Raw genomic sequence first — 14626 nt, forward strand, 5'->3', positions numbered from 1 at the left:
GTTCTCCTACTGCCATTTCTTATGATAAGCACCAAGGGTGGTTTGAGTCCCCTCAGATACGTTTGCTAATGTTGCATCCCATTTTGGTTCAACAGAGTAACTGTCAGGATTTGCTTTATAGCGATCAATCGCTGCACGCCAAGTACGAGTCACTTGCTCTACATAAGCAGGACTACGTTGGCGGCCTTCTATTTTAACCGAGGCCACATTAGCAGCAAACAACTCAGGAACAAGAGACAGAGTATTTAAACTGGTCGGCTCTTCTAATGCATGGAATATCTTCCCTTCTACATCGAAGCGTCCTTTACAGAGTGTAGGGTAGCCTGCGTTCTCGCCTTCACCATAGCGATCAATCAAAATATTATTGAGTCGAGATTCAAGACCATTTTCTGTTTCTTGCCAACGAACGTATTTTGCTGGAGAGCAAGCACCGACGGTATTTGGTGACTCACCCGTCATATAAGACGATAAGTAACAGCGACCTTCTGACATGATGCATAAGCTACCAAACGCAAATACTTCTAAATCTACATCAGAAGTTAGATTACGTGATAACTGTTTTACTTGGTGAATTGATAATACACGAGGTAATACAACTCGCTTAATATTGAAGTTTTTCTTATAAAAATCAATTGCCGCTACGTTGGTTGCAGACGCTTGAACTGATAAATGAAGCTCCAAGTCGGGATAAGTATTTGCTGCATATTCTAATACACCAATATCTGAAATGATTAATGCATCGATTCCCATGGCTGCGGCATTATCAACAGCTTTAGTCCAACGGTTAAAACCATCAGGATGAGCAAAGGTGTTTAATGCAACATGAATATGCTTATTGTTGTCATGAACATATTGCACAGCCTTCTCAAGTTTTTTACCTGTGAAGTTTAAGCCTGCAAAATGGCGAGCATTCGTATCGTCTTTAAAACCGATATAAACGGCATCGGCACCGCAATCAATCGCGGTTTTTAGAGCAGGTAAATTACCGGCTGGGCAGAGGAGTTCCATAAGAATACCTAGTTACAAAAAATCTGATGGTCTATGATAATGATAAGATAATTTTGAAACTTGATTTAAGGCAGGTTTTTGGTTGTTTTGTTTTCTAAATGAAGACTTGAGTTAGAATTATAAAAAATAGATGTTTTAGAGGTTTATTCATGCTTAAGAGACTGTAATACCTAGAAAGTGGTGTATGTATTCTAGGTATTAAGTTCTTTTTTTCTTGGTTATCTTGAGCGTTTGTTTTGTACTAATAGCGCTTCAATCTCATGTTTTGGCTGAGGTTTGTGGAAATAGAATCCTTGGATTGAATCACAATTTAGGCTGGAGAGCAGCATTGCTTGTTGCCTTGTTTCAACCCCTTCCGCCACAATGTCCATATCAAGACTTTTCCCTAAGTTAATTACATTTTCAATAATCGTTATTTGTTTTGGTAGTCTATCTATTTCACTAATGAAGCCACGGTCAATTTTTAATTCATCAAGTGGGAAGCGAGCAAGATAAGCTAACGAGGAATAACCCGTACCGAAATCATCAATTGAGAGGGTAAAGCCCAATTTTTTAATGGCATCAAGCATTTGAATAGCATGCTCACCATCACTCATTACAGCGCTTTCAGTCAATTCGAGTGTGATGTCGTTTGGATCCACTTGAGTCGTTTTTAGTAATCGCTCCATATATTCAAGCAGTTGAGGGTTACCAAATTGCTCAGGAGACAGATTGATGGCAATTCGACCCGGTAAAAGCCCTTGGTTTTTCCATTCTTTAACTGTCTGGAAAACTTCACGCATGACCACTTTTCCTAGGGTTTCAATCAAGCCAGAGCGTTCAGCTACAGGGATGAAGCGAGCAGGGCTAATGTAGCCTTCTACAGGGTGCTTCCATCGAACTAAGGCTTCTGCGCCATTGATTCTAAAATCACGAGCGCTTACTTTTGGTTGATACCAAACTTCTAAGCCATTATTTTGTAATGCTTTTTGAAGTTCGATTTCTAACCATAATCGCATTCTAGCTTCTTTGTTCATTTGGTCATGAAACTTGATTAAACGATTGCGACCTCGATCTTTTGCTTCATACATAGCGGTGTCGGCATTTTGTAATAAGCTTCGAGCATCAGTACCATCTATTGGGTATTGAACACTGCCAATTGAACAGGCTAGTCTTTTCGAAAAATGTACTAAATCAAATGGTTGGTTTATTAAAGCAATGATTTTGTCAGCCAATTGATCGAGTATTTGATTGTGTTCAGGTTTTGGGAAAATAATACCAAATTCATCGCCCCCTAAGTGACCGACAATAGCGTGTTTTGGTAGTAATTTTTGTAAACGAGTAGAGATCTCTTTTAATACACGGTCACCAATATGATGGCCTAAAGAGTCATTAATATTTTTAAAATTATCGATGTCTAAATAAAACATGAAAAAAGGAATGTTATTTTTAATCGTTTTTTCAATCACATGGGTGAAACCGTGTCGGTTATAGATCCCCGTCAATAAATCGATTTGTGATGCGGCAACTTTGTTTGTTACTTCAATTTGTTTTTTATGTTCTTTTAGGGCCACTAAATGAGCAGGACTGCCTAAAATGTTTGTTTCTTCAACGGTTAAGATTAGTTCGGTGCGTATTCCGCAGTTCACTGTTGTTTTTACAGTTAGTTGTTGGTCGGATGCTAAATTTATAATTATGTCTAATAAGGATTGATTTTCATTTGCAGGGCTTAATAATTGTTCAATACTTTCACCAATAAATTCACTCGCTTTATTGAAACCAAGCACTTTCGCAGATGCGGTATTTGCTGATACGATTATATCTCCTTCAATTAAGAAGACGGCGTCATTAATTAGCTCTGTGAGTTTGTGGTATTTGGATTCACTTTCTTTTAAAGAGCTGAGTAGTTGTTGTCGTTCGGAGGTATCGGCAGCATGAAAAACGAGATAGGTGTTATTGTCTTGTTCGATAGAGAATAAACTAAAATGAAGGCTAGTATCAAAGCGGTGATCGTCTAAGGTGATTTCAGCTTCAATCTTTTCGCCTTCGAGAGCTCTAATGTAATAGTTTTTGAGTGAGGCATAGAAATGGCTGCCTAAAATCTCAGAGTCTGAGCGTCCACATAACTCTTCTCTACTTAATCCACTTATTTCACAGTAACGATTATTAACGGTCACATAATTATGATCCGAGTCCAGAATAGCAAACAGAAATGGACTGTTATCTGTTAGTAAAGGAAACCAATGTTGTATTTGAGAGAGAGACATAGTGTTACCGCTTTTTAGTAAAAGAAGACAAATAACTTCCAGAATTAATAATAATTATCAGTATTTATAAGTCGAACAACAAAATATACATTGAATTAATCCCTACTTTCTACCCTAAATTGTAATAAGTGCTTTTTTTGATAAGAAACAGGTTAGATATCGGACAATCAATTTATACTTGCCTATAGTTATCGACTAAATGTAATGGAAATTAAGCGTGATTAATCAAATTCGTTCAACATTAGTAAAAAATGCGGCATCGATCTTAAAAACACCAGCAAAGTTAGTTCCTGTTTCAATGCAGCAGAAGGTATTACTCGAAGGATTAAAACAAGTTTTTCATGAAGCTCTTGAAGACGGTGATTTTGAATTCTTAGAAGATAAATGGCTAAAAGTTTCAATCCTTGATCTCGAATTACACTGGTTTATCAGCTATCAAGATGAAAAACTGATAGTCTCAAATAAAACAGAGAATGAAGATGTAAGCTTTAGTGGCCCGCTAAATGATTTAATTTTGATTGCTGGCCGTAAAGAAGATCCTGATACTCTATTTTTTCAACGTCGCCTGAAAATAGAAGGTGATACAGAGCTTGGGCTTGAAGTGAAAAACTTAATGGACAGTGTCGATCTTGATTCATTACCAAAACCTTTAAACCAAGCATTAATGACGTTGGCTAATTTTGTCCAACAAGGTTTGCAAAAGCCTGAAGTAAAAGAGACGATAAATGCTTATTAGAACTGAAGCTCCAGCGGATATTTTAACGATTGATCGATTAGTTCGTGAAACCTTTGAAACAGAAGCTGAAGCAAAATTGGTGATGTCTATACGTGAAAATAGTCACTTAACATTGTCATTAGTGGCTTGCACTGATGAAGGTGAAGTTGTCGGACACTGCCTATTTAGTCCAGTTATGCTTAATGGTGAAGACTTTAATTGGCAAGGACTTGCTCCTTTGTGTGTTCAAAGTGAGTACCAAAAACAAGGCATTGCTCAAGCTTTAGTTAAGGAAGGATTAGAAACACTGGCCGAATTAGGTTATCCCGTTTCTGTCGTCTTAGGTGACCCAGCTTACTACCAACGCTTTGGTTTTGAATCAGCGACCAAATACGGTATGACATGTAAGTGGGAAGCCCCAGAAGGTGCATTTATGATCAAAGCATGTTCTCCTGAGTTTATTGAAGGGAAAACGGGTTTGATTGAATATTGCCCTGAATTTGATTCATTGTAATGTATCGATAGAGTGCTCATTTTTGATGATGAGCATTCATATTTAATTAGCTTTTGAGTTCTGATTTACATTTCTTCTTTTGTACCATTCAATATCTCTCATGTAAGGCACCATCAAGTAGCATCCCACCTAGAATGTTGATAATATCCTCTACCTTAAATTGACAGGTGAATTGATATGCCAAAGCAAGCGTTACAGTTTTTAAATGAAATGGATGTTTCAGTTTGGCAAGTACGACAACCAGAGTACTTTTCAGCACTAGAAACCCAAACCATATCGTTACCTGAAACTTGTCAGTTACTTTTCGTCGCTCCTACGGTTCCTACTGAGCGTGATGCTTTTCTATTTGGAAAAGTTCTTGCGAGTATGAAATTATTACCAGAGCAGGCGTTATTTCTTCCTTCTGAGTCGTTAGAGTATCTAGCTGAACATCATTTAACATGGTGTTGGTTTTCTGGTGTTTCTGTCACTGAACTGGAAGAGGTTAGAGCATTGAGCTCGCCACTTCTTTCTGAAATGCACACCAATACTCAATCACGACGCGATTTATGGCGACAGATTTGTTCCTATGACCATTAATATTCAACCTATTTCAGATGTTCACCTTGATGATATTTGGCGAATTGAAAGATCTGCACATTCACACCCTTGGGCAGAGTCAATGATCCGCGATTTAAATAGTCGCTGTGCACAACATCGAGTCATGCTAGATAACGATCAAGTTGTAGGCTATTTCTATGCTCAAAACGTAGTGGGTGAAGTTACCTTACTTAATGTGGCTATTGACCCTGCTTATCAAAGAAAAGGATTTGGTCGCAAGTTAACTGAATTTTTTATCGATATGTGTATGGACCAAAAAGCAGAATCGGCTTGGCTTGAAGTGCGTGAAAGCAACATCGCAGCCATTTCATTGTATGAGTCTGAAGGCTTTAATGAAGTCACTCGTCGCCATGATTACTACCCAACAGCTAATGGTAAAGAAGACGCAATTATCATGAGTTATATATTCTTTTAATTCGGCGCTTTAGATAATGAACGTCTTTGAGTATAATCTCGCCTAATTACATCCTTTCTGAAATCTTACAGGATTATCAACGCTTATGTCTTTTTTACAAGAAGTGGGTAAACGTAGAACGTTTGCCATCATTTCTCACCCGGATGCGGGTAAAACAACCATTACTGAAAAAGTATTATTATTCGGAAACGCGATTCAAAAAGCGGGTACGGTAAAAGGTCGTGGTTCAAACCAGCACGCAAAATCAGACTGGATGGAAATGGAAAAAGAACGTGGTATCTCGGTAACTACGTCTGTAATGCAATTTCCATTTAACGGTTGCCTTGTTAACCTTCTTGATACTCCTGGACACGAAGATTTCTCGGAAGATACTTACCGTACATTAACAGCGGTAGATTCTTGTTTGATGGTTATCGATACCGCGAAAGGTGTCGAAGACCGTACGCGTAAATTGATGGAAGTAACGCGTTTACGTGATACACCAATCGTAACCTTCATGAATAAAATGGACCGTGAAGTACGAGACCCAATGGAAGTGCTTGATGAAGTAGAAAACGAGCTAGGTATGGCTTGTGCTCCTATTTCATGGCCGATTGGTTGTGGTAAAGAATTTAAAGGTGTTTATCACATTCACCGTGATGAAACGATCTTGTATCAATCTGGCCATGGCCATGAGATCCAAGAAGTGCGTACGATTAAAGGTCTTGATAACCCAGAACTTGACGTTGCAATCGGTAACGAACTTGCGATCAGTGTTCGAGAAGAACTTGAACTGGTTATTGGTGCTGCACATGAGTTTGATTTAGAGTTATTCCTTAAGGGAGAGCTAACGCCAGTCTACTTTGGTACAGCATTAGGTAACTTTGGTGTTGACCATATGCTTGAAGGTTTGACTGAATGGGCTCCTGCACCACAAACGCGTGAAGCGATTGAACGTCCAGTTGAAGCAACAGAAGAGAAGTTCTCTGGCTTTGTATTTAAGATCCAAGCAAATATGGATCCTAAGCACCGTGACCGTATTGCTTTCATGCGTATCGTGTCGGGTACTTATACTCAAAGTATGAAAATGAACCACGTTCGTACCGGTAAAAACGTCAGTATTTCTGATGCGGTAACTTTCATGGCGGGTGATCGTTCTCGTGCTGAAACGGCTTATGCAGGTGACATCATCGGTTTACATAACCATGGTACGATTCAAATTGGTGATACCTTCACGCAAGGTGAAAACTTGAAGTTCTCAGGTATTCCAAACTTTGCTCCTGAATTATTCCGTCGTATTCGTCTAAAAGATCCTCTGAAGCAAAAACAACTGCTTAAAGGTCTTGTTCAGCTTTCTGAAGAAGGTGCGGTACAAGTATTCCGTCCGCTGCAAAACAACGATCTGATTGTTGGTGCGGTTGGTGTACTTCAGTTTGATGTGGTTGTTTCTCGTTTGAAATCTGAATATAACGTTGAAGCTATTTATGAAGGTATCAGTGTAGCAACCGCTCGTTGGGTTGAATGTTCTGACGGCAAGGTAATGGATGACTTCCAGCGTAAAAGCCAAAGTAACCTAGCGTTAGATGGTGGCAATAACTTAACGTATATTGCTCCTACAATGGTTAATTTGAATTTAGCGTCTGAGCGTTTCCCTGAGGTTCAATTCAGAGCAACTCGCGAACACTAATTAGCTGTTTATCAAATAAATGAAACGGAGTCTTAGCGGACTCCGTTTTTGTATCTATAGTTTATTGCTGTCTGAACAAATAATTATGCTAAGTTTATATTGTCGATATAAGAGCAACAGGAGAGCTTTAATGTGGAACGCAAATAATGTCATTTGAACTTATCGACTCTCATTGTCATTTGGACTTTTCTCCTTTTGCGGGTAATGAGGCCTATTATCTTCAGAAAGCTCAAGAGAAAGGCGTGAGTAAATTTATTGTACCTAGTGTAAATCAATCGAATTGGACTCGTGTCGTATCGTTATCACAACAGTATGAATCGATTTATTATGCATTGGGTGTCCACCCTCTATTTATCTTAGATGATTATCAGAATGAAATAGAACTTTTGAAGCAGTTCGTTCAAAAGCATCGAGATAAGTGCGTTGCTATTGGTGAGTGCGGGTTAGATTTTTTGGGTTCTGAATGCAATCGCGATATCCAAATTCATGTGTTTCGAGAGCAATGCTTATTAGCTAAAACCTACCAACTTCCCTTAATTGTACATAGCCGAAAAAGTCACGATCATATTTTAAAAATACTGCGAGAAATAAAGCCAAAGAAAGGTGGCGTTATCCATGGCTTTAGTGGCAGCTTACAACAAGCTAATCAATTTATTAACTTGGGCTTCTATATTGGTGTTGGTGGTGTGATCAGTTATGAGCGAGCGATTAAAACAAAACGTACAATTTCTGAGCTTTCTTTAGAGCATTTAATATTAGAAACAGACGCGCCTGACATGCCATTATCTGGTTTTCAGGGGGTACCTAACTCACCAGATAAAATACAAAATATTCTAGAATGTTTAATTTTGTTGAGAAAAGAGTCAAGGGAAACGATTGCAAATACTGTTTGTAGAAATACTAATCATTTGTTCGATATTTGAGTTGCTGGTCATTACTTTAGATGCAATTGATGAATATTTAGATTGCAACTAGTGATAAAGTTCACAATTATGAGTGAATACATGATGTATGGGGGACGATTATGTGACAACAGTATTACTTTATTAGTGATTCAATGAGTATAATCGCCTCCGCTAATTTGAAACACGCCAACAATCAATTTTAGGGAAACTTTTAACTATGAGCCTGTTAATGAGCTTGGTTGGGATTGTAGCACTGCTTGCATTTGCAGTTCTAATATCTGATAACCGTAAAGCAATCAATCTACGTACTGTCGGTGGCGCTTTTGCCATTCAATTTCTTCTAGGTGCATTCATACTATACGTACCTGTAGGTCGTGATGTACTGTTAGGGGCATCTGAAGCGGTTGCTAATGTAATCAACTACGGTAACAAAGGTATCGAATTCTTATTCGGTGGCTTAGTATCGAATAAAATGTTCGAAGTATTTGGTGGCGGCGGTTTCGTATTCGCACTGCGTGTACTTCCTGTAATCGTATTCTTTGCATCATTAACTGCGGTACTTTATTACCTTGGTATCATGCAAGTTGTGATTAACTTCTTAGGTGGTGCTCTACAAAAAGCACTTGGCACTTCTCGTGCTGAATCTCTTTCTGCTACAGCGAATATTTTCGTTGGTCAAACAGAAGCACCTCTAGTTGTTCGTCCATTCATTCCAAAAATGACTCAATCAGAATTGTTTGCTGTAATGTGTGGTGGTCTAGCTTCTGTTGCTGGTGGTGTACTTGCTGGTTATGCTTCTATGGGCGTGCCTCTAGAATACCTAATCGCAGCGTCATTCATGGCGGCTCCTGGTGGTCTTTTATTTGCTAAAATTCTTAAACCAGAAACAGAAACACCGATTGACCAATTTGATGCACTTGATAATGAAGGTGCTGACAAACCAGCTAACGTAATCGATGCAGCAGCAGCTGGCGCAGCAACAGGCATGCAACTTGCGTTAAACGTAGGTGCAATGCTTCTTGCATTCATCGGTCTAATCGCTCTAATCAACGGTATCCTAGGTGGTGTTGGTGGTTGGTTCGGTATGCCAGAAATTACGCTAGAGCTTATTCTTGGTTACGTGTTCGCTCCAGTTGCTTTCCTAATCGGTGTGCCGTGGGAAGAAGCTACAATTGCAGGTTCTTTCTTAGGTCAAAAATTAGTAGTTAACGAATTCGTTGCTTACTTAAACTTTGCACCATACCTAGCTGAAGGCGCTGAAGTTATTCTTTCTGATAAAACGAAAGCAATCATTTCATTCGCACTATGTGGTTTTGCTAACCTTTCTTCTGTAGCAATCCTACTTGGTGGTTTAGGTAGCCTTGCTCCTGAACGTCGTCATGACATCGCTAAGATGGGTATGAAAGCCGTTGCTGCTGGTACATTATCAAACCTAATGTCTGCAACAATCGCAGGTCTATTCCTATCTCTATAATCATTATAGAGTAAGTTAGATGATAAAAAGCCCGCTTATACAGCGGGCTTTTTTTATGCGTGTCAAAAATATTTAGCAGCAATGAAAAATGGATTTATTTCACGAATATTAAGCAAAAAGTTTGAGATGCAAACCGATTGCGTTACCAGATAGAAACATTACATAGAATTAATCTTGATATAATGAGATCCATAGCAAGGAGAAAGACAGCTAGATTTTGAAAATTAAACTACATTTAATACACACACACAAAGCAATTTGAGAGTGAATTATGTTGAATGAAGTATTGTTATCTATCTTAGCTGGTTTAATTGTTGGTGTTGTTTTTTCAGCGATTAAATTACCAATTCCTGCGCCACCTGTATTATCTGGCGTTATGGGTATCGTCGGTGTTTATCTTGGTGCAGTGGGCTATCAATGGATTATTGAGCGTTTCTTTTCATAATCCCAGTGTCTTTATATGGAAACATACTTTCACTAGTGCCTCTGAAGAAGTATTGGTAAAATAAAGTATGTTTCAACGGTGTCTCATAATGAAATATGAGGCAAACAGAATAGCGGTACTCTTTCATCGTATGAAGTAAGTACTGGCGGCAAAATGGATATTGATTGAGTGTAATTTCGCTCAAGTCTTCAGGGAATCAAGTCCGCTCATTTGCTGTTGAACTTAATACATGAGCAGCAAAACTATCAAAAAATTTATTCTATTTTGGAGATAACAATGAGCGATCTAAAAGCAGCAGCACTACGTGCATTAAAATTAATGGACTTAACGACTCTTAACGATAACGACACAGACGAAGCAGTAATCGCGTTATGCAAGAATGCAAAAACTGCGGTAGGCAATACTGCTGCCGTTTGTATTTATCCACGTTTCGTTCCTATCGCTAAGAAAACGCTGCGTGAGCAAGGAACACCAGAAGTACGCATTGCAACAGTTACTAACTTTCCCCATGGTAATGATGATATTGCTATCGCTGTTGCTGAAACTAAAGCCGCTGTCGCTTACGGCGCAGATGAAGTTGATGTGGTATTCCCATACCGTGCATTGATTGCTGGTGATGAAACGGTAGGTTTTGAACTGGTTAAACAATGTAAAGAAGCGTGTGGCGACATTCTGCTTAAAGTTATCATTGAAACGGGTGAACTAAAAGAAGAAGCACTTATTAAGAAAGCATCTCAAATATGTATCGAAGCAGGCGCTAACTTTATTAAAACATCAACAGGTAAAGTGCCAGTTAACGCAACACCTGAATATGCACGCATGATGCTAGAAGTAATTCGTGATATGGGCGTAGCAAAAACAGTTGGTTTTAAACCTGCTGGTGGCGTTCGTACTGCTGAAGATGCGCAAGCATACCTAGCAATGGCTGATGATATTTTAGGTGGCGATTGGGCTGATAACATGCATTACCGTTTTGGTGCATCAAGCTTGCTAACTAATCTTTTAAATACATTAGAAGTAACAGAAGAAACAGCTGACCCATCAGCTTACTAGTTTCTTGTTACTTGATTTATAACAAAAAATAAATCGACTTAGGTGGGGCATTATCCGTCTCACCTACCTCAACCCTACCTATTATTAATTACCCAACCAAGATTGGGGAGGCACTAATGTATCTACCACAAGAGATTATTCGTAGAAAACGCGACAATAAAGTACTAACAACAGAAGAAATTAATTTTTTTATTCAAGGTGTTGCAAAAAATACCGTCTCTGAAGGTCAAATTGCTGCTTTTGCAATGGCAGTTTATTTTAATGAAATGACAATGCCAGAACGTATCGCATTAACGTGTGCAATGCGTGATTCAGGAATGGTGATTGATTGGAGTTACATGAACTTTGACGGACCTATTGTTGATAAGCATTCAACAGGTGGTGTTGGTGACGTGACTTCATTGATGCTTGGCCCTATGGTGGCAGCGTGTGGCGGTTATGTTCCAATGATCTCAGGTCGTGGTTTAGGTCACACTGGCGGTACGTTGGATAAACTAGAATCTATTGCTGGCTACAATATTATGCCAAGCAATGAGATTTTTGGAAAAGTAACTAAAGAAGCGGGCGTGGCAATTATTGGTCAAACCGGTGATTTAGCCCCTGCTGATAAACGTGTGTACGCCACTCGTGATGTTACGGCAACGGTTGATAATATTTCATTGATCACAGCTTCTATTTTATCTAAGAAATTAGCAGCAGGTTTAGATTCATTAGTGATGGATGTGAAAGTAGGGTCTGGTGCATTTATGCCAACTTACGAAGCGTCTGAAGAACTGGCTAAATCTATTGTAGCAGTAGCTAATGGTGCCGGAACTAAGACAACGGCATTATTGACAGATATGAACCAAGTGCTGGCTTCAACGGCAGGTAATGCACTTGAAGTGCGTGAAGCGATTCGTTTCCTAACTGGCGAGTACCGTAATCCTCGTTTATACGAAGTAACAATGGCGCTGTGTTCTGAAATGCTAGTGATTTCTAACTTGGCAAAAGATGAAAAAGAAGCGCGCGTTAAACTACAAGCAGTACTAGATAACGGCAAAGCAGCAGAATGTTTTGGTAAGATGGTGTGTGGTCTTGGTGGTCCAAGTGACATTATTGAAAACTACGATAACCATTTAGAAAAAGCTCAAATTATTAAACCTGTTTTTGCTGATAAAGCAGGTATTGTTAACGCGATGGATACTCGTGATTTAGGCATGGCAGTCGTTGGTATGGGTGGTGGTCGTCGTGTAGCAACCGATACTATTGATTACGCGGTTGGTTTAAGTGATATGATCCGTTTGGGTCAAACCGCAGATACGGAACAGCCATTAGCGATGATCCACGCGCGTAATGAAGAACAATGGCAGCAAGCCGCGGATGCTGTAAAAGCAGCAATCGTGATTAGTGATAAACAACCAGAAATGACTCCGGAAATTTATCGCAAAATTCGCCCTGAAGATGTGTAAGGAAGAAAACATGAAACGTGCAATAATTTTAGTACTAGATTCATTTGGTATCGGTGCCGCAGGCGACGCTGAAAAATTTGGCGATGTAGGTTCAGATACCATGGGTCATATTGCTGAGCAGTGTGATAAAGGCCTAGCTGACAACAGCAACCGTAAAGGACCTTTAACTCTTCCAAACCTGTCTAAGCTTGGTTTAGCGATGGCAGGTAAAGAATCAACAGGTCAATTTGCTGCTGGTTTAGATGCAAACGCAGAGATCATTGGTGCTTACGGTCATGCGGCTGAGTTGTCTTCAGGTAAAGATACGCCTTCAGGTCACTGGGAAATCGCCGGTGTTCCAGTGTTGTTTGATTGGGGTTACTTTTCTGATAAAACAAACAGCTTCCCTAAAGAATTAACCGATCGTATTCTTGCTCGAGCAAACCTTTCTGGTTATTTAGGCAACTGTCATGCATCAGGAACTCAAGTGCTTGATGATTTGGGCGAAGAGCACATGAAAACAGGCATGCCAATCTTCTATACCTCAGCAGATTCAGTATTCCAAATAGCATGTCATGAAGAAACGTTTGGTTTAGATAATTTGCTAACCCTTTGCCAAATCGCTCGTGAAGAGCTTGAAGATTACAATATTGGTCGTGTTATTGCGCGTCCATTTATTGGTGAAGGCAAAGGTAAATTTGAGCGTACAGGTAACCGTCGTGATTTATCACTAGAGCCACCAGCAATAACTGTTTTGCAAAAATTAGTTGAAGAGAAGAATGGCCACGTTCATTCAATAGGTAAAATCTCTGATATTTATGCAGGTTGCGGTATTACCCAAAAAACCAAAGCAACAGGCATTCCTGCGCTATTTGATGCAACAAAAGAAGCTATCGAAACAGCGGGTGATAACACCATCGTATTTACTAATTTTGTCGATTTCGATTCAGCGTATGGTCACCGTCGTGATGTGGCGGGTTATGCTGCCGCGCTTGAGTATTTTGATGGTCGCCTTCCTGAGATTATGGATATGTTGAAAGAAGACGATATTCTTATTTTAACGGCGGATCATGGTTGTGATCCAACATGGCCTGGGACTGATCATACGCGTGAGTATATCCCTGTTCTTGTTTATGGACACAAAGTGCCTGCGGGTTCATTAGGCCGTCGTGATACGTTTGCGGATATTGGTCAAACCCTCGCAGAGTATTTTGAAATCTCTGATATGGAATATGGAAAATCATTCCTATAAAATCAATAAGCAGTAGAGTTCGCTCTGCTGCTTTTTTTCTATTTTAAAGTTAAAAGAAAGGATACAAATTATGGCTACTCCACATATTAATGCTGAAATGGGTGATTTTGCAGACGTAGTACTGATGCCTGGTGACCCAATCCGTGCGAAATACATTGCAGAGACTTTTCTTGATGATGTAGTTCAAGTGTGTGACGTTCGAAATATGTTTGGCTACACTGGAACCTATAAAGGTCGTAAGATTTCAGTCATGGGTCATGGTATGGGGATTCCATCATGCTCTATTTACATGACTGAATTAGTGAAAGATTTTGGCGTTAAAAAAGTGATCCGTGTCGGCAGCTGTGGTGCGGTGAATGATGGCATCAAACTACGTGATGTTGTTATCGGTATGGGCGCATGTACTGATTCAAAAGTGAACCGTATTCGTTTTAAAGATCATGATTTTGCAGCAATTGCTGATTATGAAATGGTTCGTAATGCGGAGTTAGCTGCTCAAGCGCGTGGTATCGATGTAAAAGTGGGTAACCTTTTCTCGGCTGAGCTGTTCTATACACCAGATCCAAGCATGTTTGACCTAATGGACAAATACGGCATTGTAGGCGTAGAGATGGAAGCGGCTGGTATGTACGGTGTTGCTGCTGAATACGGTGCAAAAGCATTAGCTATCTGTACAGTGTCTGATCACATCAAAACAGGTGAGCAAACGACATCAGATGAACGTGCCACGACATTTGATGAAATGATGTTAATAGCGCTTGATTCAGTATTACTTGGCGATAAGTAATATTGATGTAAACCATAGAGTGTAGAGACAAAAAAGGCGATGGAGGTAAACTTCATCGCCTTTCTTTTTATAGCATGTTAGGCGAGAAAACCCAGTGATCAGCTTGCTGTCGCTGGGAT

The 14626-nt window shown here is 39.6% G+C and carries 14 protein-coding genes; 12 read left to right on the top strand and 2 right to left on the bottom strand.

Annotated elements, in window-relative coordinates; all coding sequences use genetic code 11:
- Nucleotides 1–6: 6 nt before the first annotated feature.
- Together Q1K78_RS03595 and Q1K78_RS03600 are read right to left on the bottom strand one after the other, a co-directional pair.
- The gene (locus Q1K78_RS03595) at nt 7–1008 is read right to left on the bottom strand and encodes a peptidase U32 family protein (RefSeq protein ID WP_300174534.1); all 1002 of its coding nucleotides are present in this window, start codon (nt 1006–1008) and stop codon (nt 7–9) included.
- A gap of 218 nt (nt 1009–1226) precedes the next feature.
- Nucleotides 1227–3254, bottom strand: coding sequence for an EAL domain-containing protein (locus Q1K78_RS03600; protein WP_300174536.1), 2028 nt, complete (start codon nt 3252–3254; stop codon nt 1227–1229).
- 217 nt (nt 3255–3471) lie between these two features.
- On the opposite strand from Q1K78_RS03600, the gene Q1K78_RS03605 reads away from it, so the two are divergent.
- The 12 genes from Q1K78_RS03605 to deoD all read left to right on the top strand — a co-directional run bounded on the left by Q1K78_RS03605 (nt 3472) and on the right by deoD (nt 14507).
- A complete protein-coding gene (locus Q1K78_RS03605; protein ID WP_300174538.1) occupies nt 3472–3990 on the top strand; it encodes an SCP2 domain-containing protein in 519 nt (172 codons plus the stop codon).
- Nucleotides 3980–4483, top strand: coding sequence for an N-acetyltransferase (locus Q1K78_RS03610; RefSeq protein ID WP_300174540.1), 504 nt, complete (start codon nt 3980–3982; stop codon nt 4481–4483). Before Q1K78_RS03605 ends, Q1K78_RS03610 begins: the two co-directional genes overlap by 11 nt.
- Before the next feature lie 177 nt (nt 4484–4660).
- On the top strand, nt 4661–5062 hold the full coding sequence (locus Q1K78_RS03615) for a DNA polymerase III subunit psi (protein WP_300174542.1): 402 nt from the start codon (nt 4661–4663) through the stop codon (nt 5060–5062).
- Complete coding sequence (gene rimI, locus Q1K78_RS03620) at nt 5052–5498, top strand: ribosomal protein S18-alanine N-acetyltransferase (RefSeq protein ID WP_300174544.1); 447 nt, start codon at nt 5052–5054, stop codon at nt 5496–5498. Before Q1K78_RS03615 ends, rimI begins: the two co-directional genes overlap by 11 nt.
- Before the next feature lie 85 nt (nt 5499–5583).
- The gene (gene prfC / locus Q1K78_RS03625) at nt 5584–7164 is read left to right on the top strand and encodes a peptide chain release factor 3 (RefSeq protein ID WP_300174546.1); all 1581 of its coding nucleotides are present in this window, start codon (nt 5584–5586) and stop codon (nt 7162–7164) included.
- Nucleotides 7165–7310: 146 nt separating this feature from the next.
- Nucleotides 7311–8087 (top strand): TatD family hydrolase, encoded by a 777-nt coding sequence (locus Q1K78_RS03630; RefSeq protein WP_300174548.1) that lies wholly within the window; start codon nt 7311–7313, stop codon nt 8085–8087.
- Between the two features lie 199 nt (nt 8088–8286).
- The gene (locus Q1K78_RS03635) at nt 8287–9543 is read left to right on the top strand and encodes a NupC/NupG family nucleoside CNT transporter (protein ID WP_300174550.1); all 1257 of its coding nucleotides are present in this window, start codon (nt 8287–8289) and stop codon (nt 9541–9543) included.
- Between the two features lie 274 nt (nt 9544–9817).
- Nucleotides 9818–9988 (top strand): DUF1427 family protein, encoded by a 171-nt coding sequence (locus Q1K78_RS03640; RefSeq protein ID WP_300174563.1) that lies wholly within the window; start codon nt 9818–9820, stop codon nt 9986–9988.
- Between the two features lie 276 nt (nt 9989–10264).
- Nucleotides 10265–11041 (top strand): deoxyribose-phosphate aldolase, encoded by a 777-nt coding sequence (gene deoC, locus Q1K78_RS03645; RefSeq protein WP_300174552.1) that lies wholly within the window; start codon nt 10265–10267, stop codon nt 11039–11041.
- Nucleotides 11042–11157: 116 nt separating this feature from the next.
- A complete protein-coding gene (deoA, locus tag Q1K78_RS03650; protein WP_300174554.1) occupies nt 11158–12489 on the top strand; it encodes a thymidine phosphorylase in 1332 nt (443 codons plus the stop codon).
- 10 nt (nt 12490–12499) lie between these two features.
- Nucleotides 12500–13720, top strand: coding sequence for a phosphopentomutase (locus Q1K78_RS03655; protein ID WP_300174556.1), 1221 nt, complete (start codon nt 12500–12502; stop codon nt 13718–13720).
- Nucleotides 13721–13790: 70 nt separating this feature from the next.
- Nucleotides 13791–14507: a purine-nucleoside phosphorylase gene (deoD, locus tag Q1K78_RS03660; RefSeq protein ID WP_065594305.1), complete on the top strand. Its 717-nt coding sequence runs from the start codon at nt 13791–13793 to the stop codon at nt 14505–14507.
- Nucleotides 14508–14626: the final 119 nt, after the last annotated feature.

The organism is uncultured Aliivibrio sp., from assembly GCF_946479765.1.
Classification (GTDB): Bacteria; Pseudomonadota; Gammaproteobacteria; order Enterobacterales; family Vibrionaceae; genus Aliivibrio.

What these genes read in the sequence shown, in the direction of transcription:
- Q1K78_RS03635 (WP_300174550.1), top strand. Translation starts at nt 8,287, where the DNA reads ATGAGCCTGTTAATGAGCTTGGTTGGGATTGTAGCACTGCTTGCATTT.
- deoD (WP_065594305.1), top strand. Translation starts at nt 13,791, where the DNA reads ATGGCTACTCCACATATTAATGCTGAAATGGGTGATTTTGCAGACGTA.
- Q1K78_RS03610 (WP_300174540.1), top strand. Translation starts at nt 3,980, where the DNA reads ATGCTTATTAGAACTGAAGCTCCAGCGGATATTTTAACGATTGATCGA.
- Q1K78_RS03595 (WP_300174534.1), bottom strand. Translation starts at nt 1,008, where the DNA reads ATGGAACTCCTCTGCCCAGCCGGTAATTTACCTGCTCTAAAAACCGCG.
- Q1K78_RS03615 (WP_300174542.1), top strand. Translation starts at nt 4,661, where the DNA reads ATGCCAAAGCAAGCGTTACAGTTTTTAAATGAAATGGATGTTTCAGTT.
- prfC (WP_300174546.1), top strand. Translation starts at nt 5,584, where the DNA reads ATGTCTTTTTTACAAGAAGTGGGTAAACGTAGAACGTTTGCCATCATT.
- deoC (WP_300174552.1), top strand. Translation starts at nt 10,265, where the DNA reads ATGAGCGATCTAAAAGCAGCAGCACTACGTGCATTAAAATTAATGGAC.
- Q1K78_RS03655 (WP_300174556.1), top strand. Translation starts at nt 12,500, where the DNA reads ATGAAACGTGCAATAATTTTAGTACTAGATTCATTTGGTATCGGTGCC.
- Q1K78_RS03630 (WP_300174548.1), top strand. Translation starts at nt 7,311, where the DNA reads ATGTCATTTGAACTTATCGACTCTCATTGTCATTTGGACTTTTCTCCT.
- rimI (WP_300174544.1), top strand. Translation starts at nt 5,052, where the DNA reads ATGACCATTAATATTCAACCTATTTCAGATGTTCACCTTGATGATATT.
- Q1K78_RS03600 (WP_300174536.1), bottom strand. Translation starts at nt 3,254, where the DNA reads ATGTCTCTCTCTCAAATACAACATTGGTTTCCTTTACTAACAGATAAC.
- deoA (WP_300174554.1), top strand. Translation starts at nt 11,158, where the DNA reads ATGTATCTACCACAAGAGATTATTCGTAGAAAACGCGACAATAAAGTA.